This is a genomic window from Streptomyces sp. NPDC104367 (assembly GCF_055583825.1).
In genome coordinates, this window is record NZ_JBVJND010000032.1 from 38743 (window position 1) to 57463 (window position 18721).

At 71.1% G+C, this 18721-nt stretch carries 21 protein-coding genes; 11 read left to right on the top strand and 10 right to left on the bottom strand.

The window, feature by feature from the left end; all coding sequences use genetic code 11:
* A complete protein-coding gene (gene mshD, locus ACZ619_RS35795; RefSeq protein ID WP_469608135.1) occupies positions 1–930 on the bottom strand; it encodes a mycothiol synthase in 930 nt (309 codons plus the stop codon).
* Between the two features lie 168 nt (positions 931–1098).
* Between mshD and ACZ619_RS35800 the strand changes: the two genes are divergently transcribed.
* The 3 genes from ACZ619_RS35800 to ACZ619_RS35810 all read left to right on the top strand — a co-directional run bounded on the left by ACZ619_RS35800 (position 1099) and on the right by ACZ619_RS35810 (position 5677).
* Positions 1099–2892: a bifunctional metallophosphatase/5'-nucleotidase gene (locus tag ACZ619_RS35800; protein ID WP_469608138.1), complete on the top strand. Its 1794-nt coding sequence runs from the start codon at positions 1099–1101 to the stop codon at positions 2890–2892.
* Positions 2893–3087: 195 nt separating this feature from the next.
* The gene (locus tag ACZ619_RS35805) at positions 3088–3249 is read left to right on the top strand and encodes a hypothetical protein (RefSeq protein ID WP_469608141.1); all 162 of its coding nucleotides are present in this window, start codon (positions 3088–3090) and stop codon (positions 3247–3249) included.
* Positions 3250–3889: 640 nt separating this feature from the next.
* Complete coding sequence (locus tag ACZ619_RS35810) at positions 3890–5677, top strand: ABC transporter ATP-binding protein (protein ID WP_469608143.1); 1788 nt, start codon at positions 3890–3892, stop codon at positions 5675–5677.
* On the opposite strand, the gene ACZ619_RS35815 is transcribed toward ACZ619_RS35810, so the two are convergent.
* From ACZ619_RS35815 to ACZ619_RS35850, 8 genes are all read right to left on the bottom strand, one after another.
* Positions 5667–6383: a response regulator transcription factor gene (locus ACZ619_RS35815; RefSeq protein ID WP_469608145.1), complete on the bottom strand. Its 717-nt coding sequence runs from the start codon at positions 6381–6383 to the stop codon at positions 5667–5669. The two genes, ACZ619_RS35810 and ACZ619_RS35815, sit on opposite strands and share 11 nt — an antisense overlap.
* Before the next feature lie 55 nt (positions 6384–6438).
* Positions 6439–7173, bottom strand: a complete 735-nt coding sequence (locus ACZ619_RS35820) for a PH domain-containing protein (protein WP_469608148.1) — start codon at positions 7171–7173, stop codon at positions 6439–6441.
* 80 nt (positions 7174–7253) lie between these two features.
* On the bottom strand, positions 7254–8678 hold the full coding sequence (locus ACZ619_RS35825) for a sensor histidine kinase (protein ID WP_469608150.1): 1425 nt from the start codon (positions 8676–8678) through the stop codon (positions 7254–7256).
* A complete protein-coding gene (locus tag ACZ619_RS35830; RefSeq protein ID WP_469608152.1) occupies positions 8675–9409 on the bottom strand; it encodes a response regulator transcription factor in 735 nt (244 codons plus the stop codon). The genes ACZ619_RS35825 and ACZ619_RS35830 overlap by 4 nt, the downstream gene beginning before the upstream one ends.
* A gap of 103 nt (positions 9410–9512) precedes the next feature.
* Entirely contained in the window at positions 9513–9740 is a 228-nt protein-coding gene (locus tag ACZ619_RS35835) for a hypothetical protein (RefSeq protein WP_469608154.1), read from the bottom strand.
* Between the two features lie 31 nt (positions 9741–9771).
* A complete protein-coding gene (locus ACZ619_RS35840) occupies positions 9772–10929 on the bottom strand; it encodes a S1C family serine protease (protein WP_469608157.1) in 1158 nt (385 codons plus the stop codon).
* 122 nt (positions 10930–11051) lie between these two features.
* On the bottom strand, positions 11052–12122 hold the full coding sequence (locus tag ACZ619_RS35845) for a LacI family DNA-binding transcriptional regulator (RefSeq protein ID WP_469608160.1): 1071 nt from the start codon (positions 12120–12122) through the stop codon (positions 11052–11054).
* 118 nt (positions 12123–12240) lie between these two features.
* A complete protein-coding gene (locus tag ACZ619_RS35850) occupies positions 12241–13008 on the bottom strand; it encodes a response regulator transcription factor (RefSeq protein ID WP_469608163.1) in 768 nt (255 codons plus the stop codon).
* Between the two features lie 179 nt (positions 13009–13187).
* Between ACZ619_RS35850 and ACZ619_RS35855 the strand changes: the two genes are divergently transcribed.
* The 8 genes from ACZ619_RS35855 (at position 13188) to ACZ619_RS35890 (ending at position 18332) form a co-directional block, all read left to right on the top strand.
* Positions 13188–14024, top strand: coding sequence for an alpha/beta hydrolase (locus ACZ619_RS35855; protein WP_469608165.1), 837 nt, complete (start codon positions 13188–13190; stop codon positions 14022–14024).
* Between the two features lie 56 nt (positions 14025–14080).
* Entirely contained in the window at positions 14081–14335 is a 255-nt protein-coding gene (locus ACZ619_RS35860; protein WP_469608168.1) for a MoaD/ThiS family protein, read from the top strand.
* Positions 14336–14343: 8 nt separating this feature from the next.
* Complete coding sequence (locus ACZ619_RS35865; protein WP_469608171.1) at positions 14344–15459, top strand: hypothetical protein; 1116 nt, start codon at positions 14344–14346, stop codon at positions 15457–15459.
* A gap of 141 nt (positions 15460–15600) precedes the next feature.
* On the top strand, positions 15601–16338 hold the full coding sequence (locus ACZ619_RS35870; RefSeq protein ID WP_469608174.1) for an LmeA family phospholipid-binding protein: 738 nt from the start codon (positions 15601–15603) through the stop codon (positions 16336–16338).
* A gap of 224 nt (positions 16339–16562) precedes the next feature.
* Positions 16563–16643, top strand: a complete 81-nt coding sequence (locus tag ACZ619_RS35875; protein ID WP_350751515.1) for an Ms5788A family Cys-rich leader peptide — start codon at positions 16563–16565, stop codon at positions 16641–16643.
* 128 nt (positions 16644–16771) lie between these two features.
* A complete protein-coding gene (locus tag ACZ619_RS35880) occupies positions 16772–17611 on the top strand; it encodes a sulfurtransferase (RefSeq protein WP_089101745.1) in 840 nt (279 codons plus the stop codon).
* A 67-nt stretch (positions 17612–17678) separates the two neighbouring features.
* A complete protein-coding gene (locus ACZ619_RS35885; protein WP_093501297.1) occupies positions 17679–17966 on the top strand; it encodes a DUF1416 domain-containing protein in 288 nt (95 codons plus the stop codon).
* A gap of 102 nt (positions 17967–18068) precedes the next feature.
* Positions 18069–18332, top strand: a complete 264-nt coding sequence (locus tag ACZ619_RS35890) for a DUF3099 domain-containing protein (protein WP_469608177.1) — start codon at positions 18069–18071, stop codon at positions 18330–18332.
* 18 nt (positions 18333–18350) lie between these two features.
* On the opposite strand, the gene ACZ619_RS35895 is transcribed toward ACZ619_RS35890, so the two are convergent.
* Positions 18351–18713, bottom strand: coding sequence for a DsrE family protein (locus ACZ619_RS35895; protein ID WP_469608179.1), 363 nt, complete (start codon positions 18711–18713; stop codon positions 18351–18353).
* Positions 18714–18721 lie beyond the last annotated feature (8 nt).

Here is an 18721-nt window from a genome sequence, read left to right on the forward strand (position 1 = left end):
TCAGGTCTCCGTGCGGTACATCAGGTCCGTCTCGTGGGTGGTGAAGCCGAGGCGCTCGTAGACCGCGACCGCGGCCTTGTTGTCGGCGTCGACGTAGAGCATCGCCGTCGCAAGGCCCTGTCCGGCGAGGTGGCGCAGGCCGATGGTGGTGAGCGACCTGCCCAGGCCGCCGCCCTGGGCGGCGGGGGAGACGCCGAGGACGTAGACCTCGCCGAGGCGCTCCTCCGCGTGGACCTTGGTCCAGTGGAAGCCGAGGAGTTCGGTGCCGCGTTCGGCCAGGAAGAAGCCGGCCGGGTCGAACCAGGGCTGGGAGACGCGGTCGTCGAGGTCGCGCTGGACGAGGGAGCCCTGTTCGGGGTGGTGGGCGAAGGCGGCGGCGTTCAGGGCGAGCCAGGCCGCGTCGTCCCGGCCGGGGACGAAGGCGCGGACGGTGACGCCCTCCGGGAGCTTCGGGTCCGGGAGGGCCAGGTCCGTCAACGGGCGCCGCATCTGGCGCAGTTCGCGGAAGAGCGTGAGACCGAGGACCTGGGCCAGGTGGCGGGCGGCCGAGTGCCCGCCGTGCGCCCACACCCGCAGCCGCTTGCCGGACGCGGCCAGCAGCGCGTTGCCCAGCGCGCGGCCGTGTCCGTGGCCCCGGTGCGAGGGGTGGACGACCAGCTCGGCGGCCGGCGCCTCCACCGGGTCGGTGTCCTCCAGCTGGGCGTAGCCCACGAGTTCGTCGCCGACGCCGAGCAGCAGGTGGGAGACGCCCTCCCGGGCCCCGCCGCGCAGCTGGAGCCGGCCCTGCTCGGACACCGGCTGCTGGCCGTCGGCCCGGGCGGCCTCCGTGAGCAGGGCGAGTACGGCGCCGGCCTGGTCCTCGGTCAGCGCGGAGTACGTGTCGATGGAACGGGACTGGATGGGCGGCCGTGCGGTGTCGTCGCTGGTCATGCGTACGAGGGTACGGGGCCGCGCGGACAAAGTGGGGGCACGGGCGAAGGTAAAGGACAGGGCAACGGGCAATCAGGAATTAACCATGAAACCCCTGTTGCGCTACGCGCGTTGACTCTAGGCTGCGCCGGACCGGGCCACTTCTCAGCAGACCCACAGGGGGGTTCCATGCAAGCGAAGCCCACACCGTCCGGACGCCGTACGTACGCGCTGCTCGCGTCCGCCGCCGGGCTCGCCACCGCCGCCGCCCTGGCGAGCGCCCTGCCCGCCGACGCGCACGCCGGCAAGGGGCACGGGCAGCATCCCGGGCGCTACCAGGACGTCCAGCTGCTCTCCTTCAACGACCTGCACGGCAACCTCGAACCGCCGTCCGGCTCCTCCGGCCGGGTCACCGAGACCGAGGCGGACGGCACGGCGAAGACGATCGACGCGGGCGGTGTCGAGTACCTCGCCACCCACCTGCGCAAGGCCCGGCAGGGGCACGCGTACTCCGTCACCGCCGCCGGCGGCGACATGGTCGGCGCCTCGCCGCTCGTCTCCGGCCTCTTCCACGACGAGCCCACCATCGAGGCGCTCAACAAGCTCGACCTGGACGTCACCAGCGTCGGCAACCACGAGTTCGACGAGGGCGCCAAGGAGCTCGCGCGGCTCCAGAACGGCGGCTGCCATCCCACCGACGGCTGTTACACGGACAAGAGGTTCAAGGGCGCCGACTTCCCCTATCTCGCGGCCAACGTGCTCGACGAGAAGACGGGCAAGCCGATCCTGAAGCCCTACTGGGTCTGGAAGAAGAAGGACGTCAGGATCGGGTTCATCGGGGTGACCCTGGAGGGCACGCCGAACATCGTCTCCGCCGACGGCGTCAAGGGCCTCACCTTCAAGGACGAGGTCGAGACCATCAACAAGTACGCCAAGGTGCTCCAGCGCCAGGGCGTCCAGTCGATCGTGGCGCTGGTGCACGAGGGCGGCTACCCGGCCTCCTCGTCGTACAACTACGACTGCGACGCGCCGGGCGCGGGCGACGGCGTCTCCGGGCCGATCGTCGACATCGCGAAGAACGTGACCCCGGCGGTGGACGCGCTCGTCACCGGCCACACCCACAACGCCTACGCCTGCACCATCGACGACCCGGCCGGCAACCCCCGCACGGTCACCTCGGCCGCCTCCTTCGGCCGCCTCTACACCGACACCACGCTGACCTACGACCGCTACACCGGCGACATCGCGCGTACGGCCGTGCGGTCGGCGAACCACGTGGTCACCCGGGACGTCGCCAAGGCGTCCGACATGACCGAGCTGATCGGCCGGTGGAACACCCTGGCCGCGCCGATCGGCAACCGCGCCATCGGCTGGATCTCCGCCGACGTCCCCAACACCGGTACCGAGTCCCCGATGGGCGACCTGATCGCCGACGCCCAGCTCGCGTACGGCAGGGAGCTGGACCCGGAGACCGACCTGGCGCTGATGAACCCGGGCGGGGTGCGGGCCGGGCTGACCTACGCGGCCAAGGGGAGCGAGGGCGACGGGGTCGTCACCTATGCCGAGGGCTTCACGGTCCAGCCGTTCGCCAACACCGTGAACCTCCAGGACTTCACCGGCGCCCAGCTGATCCAGGTGCTCAAGGAGCAGGTGAGCGGCAGCAACGCGGCGGCCCCGAAGATCCTCCAGCCGTCCGAGGGGCTCACCTACACCCTGGACATGACGGCGTCCGGCGCGGACCGCGTGGTCACCGGCTCCGTCCGGCTGAACGGCGCCGCCATCGACCCGGCGGCCACCTACCGCGTCGCCACCAACTCCTTCCTCGCGGGCGGCGGCGACGGCTTCACCACCCTGGGACAGGGCACCGGTGACGTCGTGGGCACCGACGACCTGACGGCCCTGGCGAAGTACCTGACGGCCGGTTCCTCGGCCACGGCGCCGATCGCGCCGCCGGCCGCCGACCGGATCACGATCGTGCAGTAGCCACCCGCACCCGTCCCCGCTCCGGGCCCGGTACACGCAGCCGCGTGTGCCGGGCCCGCTGTCGTCCTGCTGGATAAAACCTGGGTGAAGGGGCGTCCAGTTCCCGATTGCGCCTGAAAATTTGTCTTACGTGCAATTCATCGAGGTCTTAGTGAAAATGGCTTTCTGGGGCTCGTGGGTCACGTAATGTTTTCCATGTCGAAAGCGAACGGCGCGGACGGCGGAACGAAGGAGAAGATCATGAGCTTCCACAAGATCGTCCCGGTGAAGAAGACCGAGCGGCCCGCCCCGAAGCCGGTCCAGAAGAAGAAGGCTCCGCAGAAGCCGCAGGTCAAGCGCCCTATCGGTCAGCGCTGAACACCCGACAAGTAGGGAGGGAATCAATATGAGCTTCCACAGGATCGCCCCCGTCAAGAAGAGCCGCAAGCCCGCTCCGGCGCCCAAGAAGGCCGCGCCGCAGAAGCCGGTCGCGAAGCGTCGCCCCGTCGGCGACCAGCACTGACAAAGAATTTACAGACGTAATTCAAATTAATTCACAGGTCGTTGCAGCAGCACGGTAGAGGAACTGTTGCAGAACCACGACAGAGAAGGACAGCACCATGAGCTTCCACAAGATCGTCCCGGTGAAGAAGACCGAGCAGCCCGCCCCGAAGCCGGCGCAGAAGAAGAAGGACTGCAAGAAGCAGCAGCCCAAGCGCCCCGTCGGCCACCGGTAAGCACCGGCGAGCCGTACCCCCTCAGACATCCGCCGGACCCCGAGAACCAGGGAGGGAATCCCCATGAGCTTCCACAAGATCGCCCCCGTCAGGAAGAACCGCAAGCCCGCTCCGGCGCCGAAGAAGGCCGCGCCGCAGAAGCCGGCCGCGAAGCGTCGCCCGGTCGGCGACCAGCACTGAGGCACCCCGTGAGGCGGGGTCACCGGTTGAGCGTGGTCGCACCGGTGGCCCCGCCTCGGCCATGCCCGTACCGACGCCCTCCCCGAAGGGAGTTGTAGACCATGAGAGAGGCCCGCACGGCCTTCCGCCGTTTCTGGCCGCTGACCCGCGGCGACCGCAAGTGGCTCTGGATGATCATCGCGTGCGTGGTGGTGTCCGCCCTCGCCGAGACGGCCGCGATCCTGCTCTTCGCCGACCTCACCGACAACGCCCTGGAGGCCGGTTCGCTGGCCGCCTTCTGGGGACCGGCGGGCGCCTGGCTCGCCGTGGCCGCCCTCGGCGCGTTCGTCGGCTACCTCGGCAACTCACTGGCCACCTGGACCGCCGAGCGCTTCGTGCTGCGGCTGCGCGCCAAGGTCTTCCGGCACGTCCAGGACCTGCCCCCGCACTTCTTCCAGAAGCACCGCCAGGGCGACCTCGTCGAGCGCCTCACCGGCGACGTCGAGGCCATCGAGCAGATGGTGGTGTCCGGGGTCGTCGGCACCTTCTCCGCCGCCTTCTCCGCCGTCTTCTACGCGGCCGCCGCCTTCTGGCTGCGCTGGGACCTGGCGCTGGCCACCTTCGTCCTCGCGCCCCTCTTCCTGGTCGCCGCCCGCCGCTTCTCCGGCCGGATCAGGACCGCCTCCCAGGACGAGCGGGTCGCCGACGGAGCGATCACCTCCGTGGTCGAGGAGTCCCTCGGCAACGTCGTCCTCACCCAGGCCTACAACCGGCGCCGCGACGAGGAGCAGCGGCTCGACGTCGAGGCCCGCGCGTGGATGCGGGCCAGCGTGCGCGGGGCCCGGCTCAGCGAGATGTACGCGCAGTTCGTCGAGGTCGTCGAGACCGTCTGCGTGCTGGCCGTCATCGGCATGGGCGTCTGGGAGATCTCCGCCGACCGCATGTCCCTCGGCGAACTCCTCGCCTTCGCCGCCTTCCTCGGCTACCTCTACCCGCCGATCCGCAACCTCGGCCAGCTCGGCCTCACCCTCACCGCGGCCACCGCGGGCGCCGAGCGCATCGGCGAGATCCTGGACGCCGAGCCCGCCGTCACCGACCCCGAACGGCCGGTCGGCCCCTGGCCGGTGCGCGGCTGGGTCAGCTTCCACAACGTCTCCTTCCGCTACCCGGAGTCCCCCCGCGCCTCCCTGCGCGACGTCGACCTCGCCGTGGGCCCCGGCGAACTGGTCCTGGTCACCGGCGCCAGCGGAGCCGGCAAGTCCACGCTCTCCAAGCTCCTCACCCGCTTCTACGACCCCTCGGCCGGCGTGATCTGCCTCGACGGCGTCCCGATCGGCGACGTGCCCCTGGAGTTCCTGCGCGAGAACGTCGCCCTGCTCCCGCAGCAGACGCTGATCCTGAACGGCACCATCCGCGAGAACATCGGGTGCGGCCGCCCCGGCGCGACCCGGGAGGAGATCGAGCGGGCGGCCCGGGACGCGGCGGCCCACGACTTCGTCGCCGCGCTCCCCGAGGGCTACGACACCCACATCGCCCCCGGCACGGCCGCCCTCTCCGGCGGCCAGCTCCAACGGATCGCCATCGCCCGCGCGATGCTGCGCGCCGCCCCGGTCCTCGTCCTCGACGAGCCGACGGCGGGCCTGGACGCGATCGCCGCCCGCCAGGTGGTGACCCCGCTGCGCAGGCTGATGGCGGGCCGCACCACCATCGTGATCACGCACGACCTGACCCTCGCCCCCGACGCCGACCGCATCCTGGTCGTCGACCGCGGCCGCCTCGTCGAGGCCGGCACGCACGCGGAACTGCTCGCCCGCGACGGCGCCTACGCCCGCCTCGCCCACCCGCTCCCGGAGACGGTCGCGGCGGAGCCGGCGGCCGCCCCGGACGAGACGATGATCCTCAGGTGGTAGCGCCGAGCCGGAGGGTGTAACCCATCCCGCGCACGGTGTGGATGAGCCGCGGTTCGCCGCGGCTCTCCAGTTTCCGCCGCAGGTACATGACGTACACGTCCAGCGTGTTGGACGTCGGCTCGAACTCGAAGCCCCACACGTCCCGCAGGATCCGCTCCCGGCTGAGCACCCGCCCCGGATGCCGCAGCATGTACTCCAGCAGCGTGTACTCGGTCTTGGTCAGGTCCATCGACCGGTCCCCGCGGTGCACGGTCCGCGTCCGCAGGTCCATGGACACGTCGTCGTAGCCGAGGAACCGGTCCGAGCCGGCCGTCTCCGCCACCGGCTCCCGCCGCGGACTGCGCCGCAGCAACGCCCGCACCCGGGCCAGGAGTTCCTCGGCGGCGAACGGTTTCGCCAGATACCCGTCGGCGCCGTTGTCGAGGGCGACGATCCGGTCCCCGACCGCGTTGCGGCCGGTGATCATGAGGATCGGCACGGTGGACCCGGACGCCCGGATCCGCCGCGTCGCCGCCAGCCCGTCCAGGCCGGGCATCTCCACGTCCATCAGCACCAGGTCGGGCTCGCACTCCGGAGCCCCGAGCAGATCGAGGGCCACTCTGCCGTCCCCGGCGAGGAGGGTCTCGTACCCCTCGAACCTGAGCAGCCGGCCGATCCCATCCCTCACGGCCGCGTCGTCGTCGGCCAGCAGAATCTTCCTCGCCATCTGACAAAAGTGTGACGAGGGGCTGTGAGAGGGCTGAGTCAGGGATGTGTAGGGGCTACGGCTGCCTGCTCAGCGAGCGGGGCGGGCGGGTGCTCCAGTAGCGCTGGAGCGCGGTGGCCACGAGGACGCCGACGGCCGCAGGGACGCCCAGGACCAGCAGCAGGAAGTGGTCCGCCCAGCCCGTGAGGATCAGCCCCAGCGAGGTCACGAGCATCACCGGCATCATGATCAGGGCGGTGTTCGTCCCCCACAGCCAGGCCTTGCGCCGCACGGCCCCCCGCAGGATCAGCTCCTCGACGTCCGGGCGCCGCCCCCAGCCGAGGCTGCGCTGCGGGGCGGCGGCCAGGCACAGCTCCGAGACCTCCGCGTAGGGGTCGGTCAGCTGCCAGTCGTCGAGGTGCGGGAGCAGGAAGCGGCGGCCCCGGAAGTCGTACAGGTAGGTGAGCCACCGCGGGGCCATCCGGCCGGAACCGCGCGGGGACGGCTCGACCCTGATGTCGTACACCTCGGACCAGGCCCAGCCGCGTGAGCGGACCGGTCCCTGCCTGGTGATCCCGGTGGCGGTGACCCTGGTGTGCGCCCGGTACCGCTCCAGCAGGACCCGTGCCGCGGTCGCGGCTATCAGCGCCAGCATGAGCGGCAGTCCCCACCGGTGCCCGTCACGGCCCTCGCCGTAGAACCGGCCGGACTGGACGAGGCCGTTCACCATCAGGATCCCCAGCATCAGCAGGTACCCGCCGGGCAGCCCCCGCCGCGTCCGGTACACCCGCTCGAACCCGCCCACGTCCATGTGCCGTGCCCTCCCCAGGCGCACCGAACGGGTGCGCGACTGGAGAGAGAGTAGGCCGGGCCGGGGAGGGGGTGCGGGTCCTACGCGGTCTCCGGCGGAGCCGTGGGCGCTCCCGGCAGGCGTACGGTCGCCACCGTGCCGCCGCCGGTCGCGCGGGCCAGGGCGACCTCGCCGCCGGCCTGCTGGACCGTGCGGGCCACGATCGACAGGCCCAGGCCCGAGCCGGGCAGGGCGCGCGCGCTCGGGGAGCGCCAGAAGCGGTCGAAGACGTGCGGGAGTTCGTCCTCCGGGATGCCGGGGCCGTGGTCGCGGACCGTGAGGACGCCCCGGTCCAGGGAGACCTCGATGGTGCCGCCCTCGGGGCTGAACTTCACCGCGTTGTCGAGGATGTTGACGATCGCCCGCTCCAGGGCGGAGGGCTCCGCCCGGACGAACCACGGCTGGACGTCCGCCGAGATCGTCAGCTCCGGGCCGCGCAGCCGGGCCCGGCGCAGGGCGGCCTCCACGGTGTCCTGGAGCGCCACCACCTGCACGCGCTCACCGCGCTGGCCCTCCGAGCGGGACAGCTCCTGGAGGTCCCCGATCAGCGACGCCAGCTCGGTCATCTGCGCCTTCACCGAGGCGAGCAGCGCCTTGCGGTCCGCGGGCGGGATGGGCCGGCCGGTCTCCTCGCTGCGGGTGAGCAGCTCGATGTTGGTCCGCAGCGAGGTCAGCGGGGTACGGAGTTCGTGCCCGGCGTCCGCGATCAGCTGCTGCTGGAGCTCACGGGAGCTGGCGAGCGACGTCGTCATGGAGTTGAAGGACCGCGACAGCCGGGCGATCTCGTCGTCCGCCTCCTCCTCCACCGGAATCCGCACACTCAGATCCTCGGTCCGCGCGACGTGCTCGACGGCTTCGGTGAGTTCGTCGATGGGCCGCAGTCCGGCCCGGGCGACCGCGAGGCCCGCGGCGCCGGCCCCGACGACGCCGATGCCGGAGACCAGGAGCAGGATCAGGGCGAGGTCGTTGAGGGTGTCCTCGGTGCTCTTGAGGGGGAGGGCGGTGACCAGTCCGACGTAGGAGCCGCTCTCGGTGGGCAGCACCTGGGTCATCACGCGCAGCGCGTCGCCCTCGCCGTCGGTGCCGTTGCGGAAGAAGAGGGTCTCGGTCTTCCCGTCCTTGATGAGTTCCTTGTCGGACTGGGCGACCTTGACCACGCCCGTGGAATCGCCCATGACACAGACCGTGCCGTCCATCTTGACCACCTGGCCGTAGCTGACCCGCAGGCCGGTGGTGTCCTGAACGGACGAGGAGCAGTTGGCGAGGGCGTTGTTGGCCGCCATGATCGCCGGGCCGCGCAGCTGCTTCTGCAGGTCGTTCTGGAGCTGCTCGTACAGCTTTCCCTGGACGATGAACCAGCAGGTCACCGAGACCGCGGCCACCGCGAACGCCACCGCTGCCGCGACCAGCATCGACAGGCGGGCGCGGATCGGCAGGGCGCGGAAGCGGCGGACGAGCTTCTTCACTCCGCGCCGCCCTGGCGCAGGACGTACCCGACGCCGCGCACGGTGTGGACGAGGCGCGGCTCGCCGCCGGCCTCGGTCTTGCGGCGGAGGTACATGACGTAGACGTCCAGGGAGTTCGACGACGGCTCGAAGTCGAAACCCCAGACGGCCTTGAGGATCTGTTCGCGGGTGAGGACCTGGCGCGGGTGCGCCATGAACATCTCCAGGAGCGTGAACTCGGTGCGGGTCAGCTCCACCTGGCGCCCGGCCCGGGTCACCTCACGGGTCGCCAGGTCCATGCGCAGGTCGGCGAAGGTGAGCGCCTCGTCCTCCTCGATCCCGTCCCCCACCGCCGCCGCGTACGAACTGCGGCGCAGCAGGGCACGGATGCGGGCGAAGAGCTCGTCGAGTTCGAACGGCTTGACCAGGTAGTCGTCGGCCCCCGCGTCGAGCCCGGTGACGCGGTCGCCGACCGTGTCGCGGGCCGTCAGCATCAGGATCGGGGTGGTGTCGCCGGCCCCGCGGATGCGACGGGCCGCCGTCATGCCGTCCATGCGCGGCATCTGGATGTCCAGGACGATCAGGTCCGGCTTGTAGGCCGTCGCCTTCTCCAGGGCGTCGGCGCCGTCCACGGCGACCTCGGTCTCGTACCCCTCGAAGGCGAGGCTGCGCTGGAGGGCTTCGCGTACGGCGGGCTCGTCGTCGACGATCAGGATGCGCTGGGGTTCACGGTCGCCATCGGCGGGGCTCATCGCTCGCGGTTCCTCAAGGTGCGGTGGTTCGTGGTCGGGACGCCTCTCAGCCTCGCATGTTTCCGGGCTGTCGGGTATGTGCGCCGTTGGGACGGAAGGGCCCCTAGCCGCGGACCAGGGTCATGCGGCTCAGCGGCACCTTGCGCTGGTGCGGACGGGCCGCGGACGTGCGCAGGCCCATCAGCTGCGGGGCCGGCGCGACCTCCGGGGCGCGCGGGGCCGGGGCCGCCGCCGCCTCGGTCGGTGCGTGGAGTTCGTACGCCACCGCGAGGGCCAGGCCGATGCCGGACGCGCCTTCACGGGCCACCGAGTGCGAAACCTGATTGATCATGACGTACTCCCTGCCTCTGGTACCGGGTCGTTCAGCTGGTGGAGCCCGCCCGCAGCTTGGCCAGGTCGGACTTGACGGTGTTGATCGGGATGGCGAAGCCGAGGCCGACGCTGCCCGCGTCCGAGGAGGACGAGGATGAGCTTGAACTGGCCGAGTACATCGCCGAGTTGATGCCGATGATGTTGCCGCCGGCGTCGATCAGCGCGCCGCCGGAGTTGCCCGGGTTGAGGGACGCGTCGGTCTGGATCGCCTTGTAGGTCGTGGTCGACGAGCCGGTGTCGCCGTTGAACTGCTGGCCGCCGAAGGAGAACGGCCACTGGCCGTCGCCGCCGCTGCCCTGGCTCTGCTGGTCCTGGCCCTCGTCGGTGGAGACGGTCACGTCCCGGTCGAGCGCGGAGACGATGCCGCTGGTGACGGTGCCGGTCAGGCCCTCGGGCGAGCCGATCGCCACGACCGTGTCGCCGACCTGGACGCCGTCGGAGTTGCCGAGGGTGGCGACCGACAGGCCGGAGGCGCCCTGGAGCTTGATGAGGGCGAGGTCCTTGGAGCTGTCGGTGCCGACGACCTCGGCGGTGTAGGACTTGCCGTCGCTGGTCGTCACCTTGATCGACTGGGCGCCGGAGATGACGTGGTTGTTGGTGACGATCTCGCCGTCGCTGCTGATGATCACACCGGAACCGGTCGAGGTGCCGTTGCTGAGGGTCGCGTTGATCTCGACGACGGTGGGGCTGACGGCGGCGGCGATCGTGGCGACGTCGCCCTTCTTGCTGGAGGGCACCACGCTGGTGGTGGTGGAGCTGGACACGGTGTTGTTCTTGCCGGTCAGCTCCTGGAAGGCGTACGCGGTGCCGCCGCCCACCGCCGCCGCGACGATCGCGACCGCGGCCAGCAGAGCTATCGGGCCCCGGGCGCGCTTCTTCTTGGCGTGGGCCGAGTGCTCCGCGTCGGGCTCGACGGCGGGGAGGACGGTGGTGCCGCCGTCGTAGCCGCCCTGGCCGCCGTCGGCGGCGAACGCCACGGGCTCGGCCACGGGCTCCGCCACGGTCGGCTGGTGGGCGGGCGGGGGCGGCCACTCCGGGTTGACGGGCGAGGAAGCGGGCTGCTGCTGGGGGTACGCGCCCTGGTAGGCGTCACCCTGGGGACCCTGCGGGTTCTCGTACTCGCCGCTGCGGCGGAAGCTCTCGGTCATGACAATTAGCTTGTCCCGCGACGATGAGAGCTTCCTGAGTGCCCGCTGAGAACGCAGCGAGAAGCTCGTTTGCCCGAAATAAAGACGCTTCTCGCAGGTCGGGCGGGGTTCTCAGAAACGGTTCATGAAGTCTTTGCTGTGGTTCCTGTGGAGAGTGCGGACGCCGGGGGCTGGCCGCACCCGCACGAACCGCGTACCACCAGCCGGGAGGGAAACGTCTTCAGGCGTTCCCGGCGCGAGCCGGCCACGCGCAGGCCGTCGTCCAGGACCAGGTCCACCGCGGCCCGCGCCATCGCCGGGCGGTCCGAGGCGATCGTCGTCAGCGGCGGGTCGGAGAGCGCCGCCTCCTTGATGTCGTCGAAGCCGGCCACCGCCAGCTGTCCGGGCACGTCGAGGCGCAGCTCGCGCGCCGCGCGCAGCACGCCGAGCGCCTGGTCGTCGGTGGAGCAGAAGATCGCGGGCGGCCGGTCGGGACCCGACAGCAGGTCCAGGGCGATCCGGTACGCGTCGTACCGGTTGTACGGCGCCTCGAACAGCCGGCCCTCCGTGGGCAGGCCCGCCTCGTCCATCGCCCGCTTCCAGCCCTCGACGTGGTCGGAGACCGGGTCGCCGACAGAGGGGGTGTCGGCCGTGCCGCCCATGCAGGCCACGTACTCGTACCCGTGCTCCAGCAGGTGCCGTACGGCGAGCTGGGCGCCGCCGAGGTCGTCGGTCACCACCGCGACGTCGTCGATCGCCTCCGGCCGCTCGTGCAGGAGCACGACCCGGGCGTCCCAGGCCTCGATCTCCGCGGCGGCCAGGTCGTTCAGCGCGTGGGAGACGAGGATGAGGCCGGAGACCCGCATCCCGAGGAACGCGCGCAGATAGTGGACCTCGCGCTCGGCGACGTAGTCGGTGTTGCCGACCAGCACCATCTTCCCGCGCTCGGACGCCGCCTGTTCCACCGCGTGCGCCATCTCGCCGAAGAACGGCTGCCGGGCGTCCGGGATGATCAGGCCTATGAGGTCGGTGCGCCGCGAGGCCATCGCCTGGGCGACCCGGTCGGGCCGGTACCCCAGCTCCTTGATCGCGGCGAGGACACGCTCGCGCGTGGCCGGGGCGACCGGCCGGGGTCCGTTGTTGATGACATAGCTGACCACGGCGGTCGAAGTCCCCGCCAGCCGCGCCACATCGTCCCGAGTCACCTTGGCCACGCGCGGAGTCTACGCGGATGGACCCGCTCTGGGCAGGGCATATCGATGCTTCGCTTGCGGAAGCAATGCCCCGCCCGGGCGACGGTCATGCCTCGGACGTACGACCGTTGTACCTCGGCTACGCCTCGACCGCGTCGAGGGCCGCCGATGCGTCCGAATCGTCCGTGTTTGCGGGCTCGGTCCTGGCCTTCGCCTCGTCGCTGACCCGCTCGCCCTTCTCGGGTGTAACGAATCGATAACCGACGTTCCGGACGGTTCCGATCAAGGACTCGTGCTCGACGCCGAGCTTGGCGCGCAGCCGTCGTACGTGGACGTCCACGGTCCGGGTGCCGCCGAAGTAGTCGTAGCCCCAGACCTCCTGGAGCAGCTGTGCGCGGGTGAAGACCCGGCCGGGGTGCTGGGCCAGGTATTTCAGCAGCTCGAACTCCTTGAAGGTGAGGTCGAGGACCCGGCCCTTGAGCTTCGCGCTGTACGTCGCCTCGTCGACCGACAGGTCGCCGTTGCGGATCTCCATGGGGGAGTCGTCGGCGACGATCTGCTGCCGGCCCATGGCCAGCCGCAGCCGCGCCTCGACCTCGGCGGGGCCCGCGGTGTCGAGGAGCACGTCGTCGATGCCCCAGTCGGCGGTGACGGCGGCGAGGCCGCCCTCGGTGACGACGAGGATCAGCGGACAGCCCGGACCGGTCGACCGCAGCAGCTGACACAGGCTGCGCACCTGCGGCAGATCGCGGCGGCCGTCGATCAGGATGACGTCGGCGCCCGGGGTGTCGACGAGGGCGGGGCCTTCGGCAGGGGCGACCCGCACGTTGTGAAGGAGCAGGCCGAGGGCCGGAAGCACCTCCGTCGACGGCTGGAGGGCGTTGGTCAGGAGCAGCAGAGAACTCATATGTCTGGTTCCTCCTCGGTCCCTGCGAGGACAGTGTGCAACGACTCTGTGCTGCGCTCCCGAGGCTCCGTACCTCCACGGTCACCTGTGGTTTCCCGTTTCGTATACAACGCTTCCGAAAGCACAAAAGGACCCGGGGGCTGCGCTGCCCGAGTCCTCTGCCCAGCAGAATAGCCCACATGAGCAACGGTCCGGCAGGTCATGTGGCACGTTCCACCGTTCGTCCGAACTGCGAGACGAGCAGAAGCGCCTCTATACGGACGTTTCTGCGCACCACCGACGGGATTTCCATCGATTCCGTATACGATCCGGCCGCATTCGTATACGACAACTCCCCGCCACCTTCCCGTGATCTCGTGTTCGTCATTTCCCACGGTTTCACCGGTGACGCGGATCGGCCACATGTACGCCGGGTGGCATCGGCTCTGACGCGTCACGGCGCGGTCGTCACCTTCTCCTTCCGCGGCCACGGACGCTCCGGCGGGCGCTCCACCGTCGGCGACCGCGAGGTCCTCGACCTGGCGGCGGCGGTCGGCTGGGCGCGCGGCCTCGGGCACACGCGCGTGGTGAGCGTCGGCTTCTCGATGGGCGGCTCGGTCGTGCTGCGGCACGCGGCGCTGTACGGCGGGGTGGACGCCGTCGTCTCCGTCTCCGCGCCCGCCCGCTGGTACTACCGCGGCACCGCCCCCATGCGCCGCGTGCACTGGCTCATCACCCGCCCCGAGGGCCGCCTGGTCGGCCGCTACGGCTTCCGCACCCGGATCCACCACCGCGAGTGGGACCCGGTGCCGCTCTCGCCGGTGGAGGCGGTGCCGAGGATCGCCCCCGCCCCGCTGCTGATCGTGCACGGCGACCGCGACGGCTATTTCCCCGTCGACCACCCCAGGATGCTGGCCGCCGCCGCGGGCGGGGGCGCCGACCTGTGGCTGGAGCCGGGCATGGGGCACGCCGAACACGCGGCGGACGAGGCCCTGCTGGCGAGGATCGGCGACTGGGCGGCCCTGCGGGCGGGCTAGCCTGACCCTGTACACAGCCGACCGACTGATACTCCGAGACCCTTCCGAGGAACCGCATGCCCAAGGTGACGGTGCGCTACTGGGCCGCCGCGAAGGCCGCGGCCCAGGTCGCCGAGGAGCCGTACGACGCGGAGACCCTCGCCGAGGTCCTGGACGCGGTGCGCTCACGACACCCCGGGGAACTGGCGCGCGTCCTGCGGCGATGCTCCTTCCTCGTCGACGGTGACCCCGTGGGCACCCGCGAGCATGAGACGGTACGGCTGGCCGAGGGCGGCACGGTCGAGGTGCTCCCGCCGTTCGCAGGAGGGTGAGCGAGAGCATGACCAACCAGCCGCCGTACGAGGGTCACGACCCGTACCAGCAGCAGGCCCCGCAGTGGGGACACGGGGACCAGCAGCAGCATCAGGACTACGCCACGCAGCAGTGGCAGGGCCAGACGTGGGAGACGCAGACGCACGCGGCGGTGCCGTCGGCGGCGGAGACCTCTTACATGCCGCAGCAGCCGCAGCAGCCGCAGCAGCCGCAGCAGCACCCGCAGCAGTCGCACCAGCCCTACGCGGCGCCGCAGCCTGCGTACCAGGCCCCCGCCGCCCCGTCCGCGCCCGCCGCCGCGCACACCCCCGCGGCGGCCGCCGCTCCGGCCGCTCCCGCCGCCGGCTACGGACCGGCCACCCTCTCCGGCAACGCGCGCATCACGGACGCGCAGCGGGCCCGGCTGGAGGGCCGCTCGCCGATCATCGAGCCCGGTATGCAGCCCGCGCTGCTCACGGCCGCCCTGGGGCTGCTCCTCGCGGTGGCCGCCCCGGTCTCCTCCTACGCCCTCGCCGTCCCCCTGGTGATCCTCCAGGCCGTGACGGCGGCGGGCTGGTTCCGGCTCAACGGCATGTGGCCGGCCCGGCAGGGCATCGCCCTCGCGTTCCTCGGCGGGGTGGCGGCCGACGTGGCGGTGCTCGTCGCCGGCCGCGACCAGGCCCCGGCGGCGATCCTCGGCCCGCTGGGCGTCTGGGTGCTGCTCTCCCTGTTTCTCCAGCTCCGCTCGCACGCGGACCCCGACACCCGGATGTACGGCCTGATGGCCACGGTCGCCTCCTCCGCGCTGACGATCATCGCGACGGGCTACCTGGGCGCCGACCCCGACGCGGTGTCGGTGGGCGCGGCGGCGGTCGCGGTGGCGGTACTGGCGAGGGCGCTCCCGCTGCCCACCCCGGTCTCCGTGGCCGTCGCGGTGCTCGCCGCGGCCGGCGCCGGCATCGCGGTGGGCAACATGACCGGCCTCGGCACGAAGGGCGCGCTGATCGGAGCCGCGGCGGGCGCGTGCGCCCTCATCGGCCACCGCGCCGCGAGCTACGACTACCCGTCGCGGTTCGTCCACTTCACGGCGGGCGTGGCGCTGCCCCTGACCGCGGCGGCACCGGTGGTCTGGGCACTGCACTAGGGGCTCCGCCGGGGTCCGGCCCGGCGGCGGTCCGCGGTCCCGCTCTGTCACAGCTGCTCGACAATTCCGCGCCGGGCCGCCGTCGCGCGGTTAGCGTGGCCGGGATCGCCAGGACACCGCCGACCCGGGGGACCCCACCACATGCGCGCCCTGCGAATACTGCTGATCCTCGTCGTCGTACTCGGCGTCCTCTTCGTGATCGTGGACCGAGTCGCCGTGCACTTCGCCGAGGGCGAGGTCGCCGACAGGCTCCGGACCTCGGAGAACCTCGCGACCACCCCCGAGGTCACCATCAACGGCTTCCCGTTCCTCACCCAGGTCGCGGGCGGCACCCTGGACGACGTACAGGTCGGCATCGAGGACTACGACGCCGGCACCGGCACCGGCGGCAGGACGATCCGTATCGAGGACCTGGACGCCGAGATGAAGGGCGTCGCCTTCAGCGGCGACTACAGCTCCGCCACCGCCGAGTCCGCCACCGGCAGCGCGCTGATCTCCTACGCGGAGCTGCTGAAGAACGTGGAGTCGGAGCCCACCGACATCGGCCTCGGCTTCACCGGCCGCGTCGTCGGTCTCGCCGACGGCGGCGACGGCAAGATCAAGGTGACCCTCGACATCACCGTCCCCGGCGTGGGCGCCCACCAGAAGGTGACCGTCCTCAGCACGGTCACCGTCAAGGACGACACCGTCCAGGTGCACGCCGACAACCTCCCCAAGCTCGCCGGGGTCAGCCTCGTCGAGAACCGCTTCCGCCAGGCCTCCGACTTCCGGCAGGCCATCGACCAGCTGCCGGGCGGTGTGAAGCTCGACAAGGTGGAGGCCGTGGCGGACGGTGTGAAGATCGGCGTGCGGGGTTCGAACGTCCGGCTGGCCGGGTAGGAAGCGGCACGGCGGCGGCCGGTGCGACGTCCGCCGCGACACGGCCGGGCGTCCGACAGGCGAGACGGCGGTGTCCGTACCGTAGATGTGACGACGGCCGCAGCGGTCCGCCCGCCCCGGCGGCACGCCCGCGCAGCCGCATGTATCCCATAATCCGGACGATCGTGTCTCAACATACGACATGCCGGTGACATGCCCGGCAGTCCGTCCCTACGATCGAGGCCATGAAGCGACAGGCGGATCTCACGAAGCGGCGGGCAGTCGACCTGTGCCGCGTCGCCGCCATGCTCTGTCGCCCCTTCTGACGTGGAGGCCGCTGCCTCCTCTTCCCCCTGCCCTCCCATGCCGAGGGCATCCGTGCGCGCCGACCCGTGCGCCGCGCACGCACCCGCACACGCACGCCCCGCCGCAACTGCCCCGGAGGAGAAAGAGCATGAGCCGCAGCGACGTCCTGGTCGACGCCGACTGGGTCCAGGACAACCTGGACAACCCCGAGATCGCGATCGTGGAGGTGGACGAGGACACGTCCGCCTACGAGAAGAACCACATCAGGAACGCGATCCGCATCGACTGGACCAAGGACCTTCAGGACCCGGTCCGCCGCGACTTCATCGACCAGGAGGGCTTCGAGAAGCTCCTGTCGGCGAAGGGCATCGCCAACGACACGCTGGTGATCCTCTACGGCGGCAACAACAACTGGTTCGCGTCCTACGCCTACTGGTACTTCAAGCTCTACGGCCACGACAACGTCAAGCTCCTCGACGGCGGCCGCAAGAAGTGGGAGCTGGACGCCCGCGAGCTGGTCGAGGAGGTTCCGGAGCGCACCGAGACCACCTACACGGCCAAGCCGCAGAACACCGCGATCCGCGCCTTCCGCGACGACGTCGTGGCGGCCATCGGCTCCCAGAACCTCGTCGACGTCCGGTCGCCCGACGAGTTCTCCGGCAAGCTGCTCGCCCCGGCCCACCTGCCGCAGGAGCAGTCGCAGCGTCCGGGTCACGTCCCGTCCGCGCGCAACATCCCGTGGTCCAAGAACGCCAACGACGACGGCACCTTCAAGTCGGACGACGAGCTCAAGGAGCTCTACGCCGAGGAGCAGGTCGACCTCGCCAAGGACACCATCGCCTACTGCCGCATCGGCGAGCGCTCGGCCCTGACCTGGTTCGTCCTGCACGAGCTGCTCGGTGTCGAGAACGTCAAGAACTACGACGGCTCGTGGACCGAGTACGGCAGCCTCGTCGGCGTCCCGATCGAGCTCGGCGCCAACAAGTAGGACCCCCGGCAACACCCCGGCAAGACCTCAGACCGACCTTTCAAGACCCCATCCCCAGGAGTACGACATGTGTGGAGCGAAGGCCGGCGGCCCGGACCCCTCGACGATCAAGCCCGGTGAGACCACGATCCAGGGTCAGGTGACGAAGGACGGCGAGCCCGTGGTCGGCTACGTCCGCCTGCTCGACTCGACCGGCGAGTTCACCGCGGAGGTCCCCACCTCCGCCACCGGACAGTTCCGCTTCTACGCGGCCGAGGGCACCTGGACCGTTCGCGCCCTCGTTCCCGGCGCCACCGCCGACCGCACGGTCGTCGCCCAGCAGGGCGGCCTGGCCGAGGTCGCGATCGCGGTCTGACAGCAGCACCCACGGCGAAGGGCCGTGCCCGCGGTGGTGACCGCGGGCACGGCCCTTCGCCGTACCCGCGCCCGACCGGCCCGCCCGTCCTACCCTGGATGCATGCTGGCACGGCGCCGTCGCGTGTACTTCGTCATGATGGGGGTCTGCATCGGGCTCTTCGTCCTGGCGTGGGCGGTCGTGCGCATCTGGTCGGTGCCCGCCGCGGTCGGCATGTGCGTCGTGGCCATGGTCATCCCGCCGCTCGCCGCGGTGGTCGCGAACCGGCGCGGCCCGGACGACCGCTGGTGGGACGACCCCTCGGGCGACCCGCAGTCGGACGAGTGGTGGGACGAACTGGACGGCAAGAAACGGCCGCGCCAGTGACGGCGGGCAGCGGCCGCGTCAGTAGACGAGCGCCTGCGCCCCGTCGGCCGTCGCCTCCTGCACGAACACCTGTGCGCCCGCGATCCGCACGCCCTCGATGACGTCCTTCTCCGTGATGTCCCGGCGGGCGGCGCACTGCGTGCAGAGCGTGAGCGTGCCGCCGGCCAGGATCGAGTCGACCAGGTCGGGCAGCGGGGCCGCGTGCGGCAGCTCGAACTCGGCGGCCCGGCCCGGCAGCGCGAACCACGCGGACTCCCCGGTCAGCCACATCGACACCTCGACACCGCTGGCCACGGCCACCGCCGCCACCGTGAACGCCTGCGAGCACCGCTCGGGAGCGTCCGCCCCCGCCGTCACCTTGATCACGAGCTTCTTCGCCATACGGAGAG

What these genes read in the sequence shown, in the direction of transcription:
- mshD (WP_469608135.1), bottom strand. Translation starts at nt 930, where the DNA reads ATGACCAGCGACGACACCGCACGGCCGCCCATCCAGTCCCGTTCCATC.
- ACZ619_RS35800 (WP_469608138.1), top strand. Translation starts at nt 1,099, where the DNA reads ATGCAAGCGAAGCCCACACCGTCCGGACGCCGTACGTACGCGCTGCTC.
- ACZ619_RS35805 (WP_469608141.1), top strand. Translation starts at nt 3,088, where the DNA reads ATGTCGAAAGCGAACGGCGCGGACGGCGGAACGAAGGAGAAGATCATG.
- ACZ619_RS35810 (WP_469608143.1), top strand. Translation starts at nt 3,890, where the DNA reads ATGAGAGAGGCCCGCACGGCCTTCCGCCGTTTCTGGCCGCTGACCCGC.
- ACZ619_RS35815 (WP_469608145.1), bottom strand. Translation starts at nt 6,383, where the DNA reads ATGGCGAGGAAGATTCTGCTGGCCGACGACGACGCGGCCGTGAGGGAT.
- ACZ619_RS35820 (WP_469608148.1), bottom strand. Translation starts at nt 7,173, where the DNA reads ATGGACGTGGGCGGGTTCGAGCGGGTGTACCGGACGCGGCGGGGGCTG.
- ACZ619_RS35830 (WP_469608152.1), bottom strand. Translation starts at nt 9,409, where the DNA reads ATGAGCCCCGCCGATGGCGACCGTGAACCCCAGCGCATCCTGATCGTC.
- ACZ619_RS35835 (WP_469608154.1), bottom strand. Translation starts at nt 9,740, where the DNA reads ATGATCAATCAGGTTTCGCACTCGGTGGCCCGTGAAGGCGCGTCCGGC.
- ACZ619_RS35840 (WP_469608157.1), bottom strand. Translation starts at nt 10,929, where the DNA reads ATGACCGAGAGCTTCCGCCGCAGCGGCGAGTACGAGAACCCGCAGGGT.
- ACZ619_RS35850 (WP_469608163.1), bottom strand. Translation starts at nt 13,008, where the DNA reads ATGAGTTCTCTGCTGCTCCTGACCAACGCCCTCCAGCCGTCGACGGAG.
- ACZ619_RS35855 (WP_469608165.1), top strand. Translation starts at nt 13,188, where the DNA reads ATGAGCAACGGTCCGGCAGGTCATGTGGCACGTTCCACCGTTCGTCCG.
- ACZ619_RS35860 (WP_469608168.1), top strand. Translation starts at nt 14,081, where the DNA reads ATGCCCAAGGTGACGGTGCGCTACTGGGCCGCCGCGAAGGCCGCGGCC.
- ACZ619_RS35865 (WP_469608171.1), top strand. Translation starts at nt 14,344, where the DNA reads ATGACCAACCAGCCGCCGTACGAGGGTCACGACCCGTACCAGCAGCAG.
- ACZ619_RS35870 (WP_469608174.1), top strand. Translation starts at nt 15,601, where the DNA reads ATGCGCGCCCTGCGAATACTGCTGATCCTCGTCGTCGTACTCGGCGTC.
- ACZ619_RS35875 (WP_350751515.1), top strand. Translation starts at nt 16,563, where the DNA reads ATGAAGCGACAGGCGGATCTCACGAAGCGGCGGGCAGTCGACCTGTGC.
- ACZ619_RS35880 (WP_089101745.1), top strand. Translation starts at nt 16,772, where the DNA reads ATGAGCCGCAGCGACGTCCTGGTCGACGCCGACTGGGTCCAGGACAAC.
- ACZ619_RS35885 (WP_093501297.1), top strand. Translation starts at nt 17,679, where the DNA reads ATGTGTGGAGCGAAGGCCGGCGGCCCGGACCCCTCGACGATCAAGCCC.
- ACZ619_RS35890 (WP_469608177.1), top strand. Translation starts at nt 18,069, where the DNA reads ATGCTGGCACGGCGCCGTCGCGTGTACTTCGTCATGATGGGGGTCTGC.
- ACZ619_RS35895 (WP_469608179.1), bottom strand. Translation starts at nt 18,713, where the DNA reads ATGGCGAAGAAGCTCGTGATCAAGGTGACGGCGGGGGCGGACGCTCCC.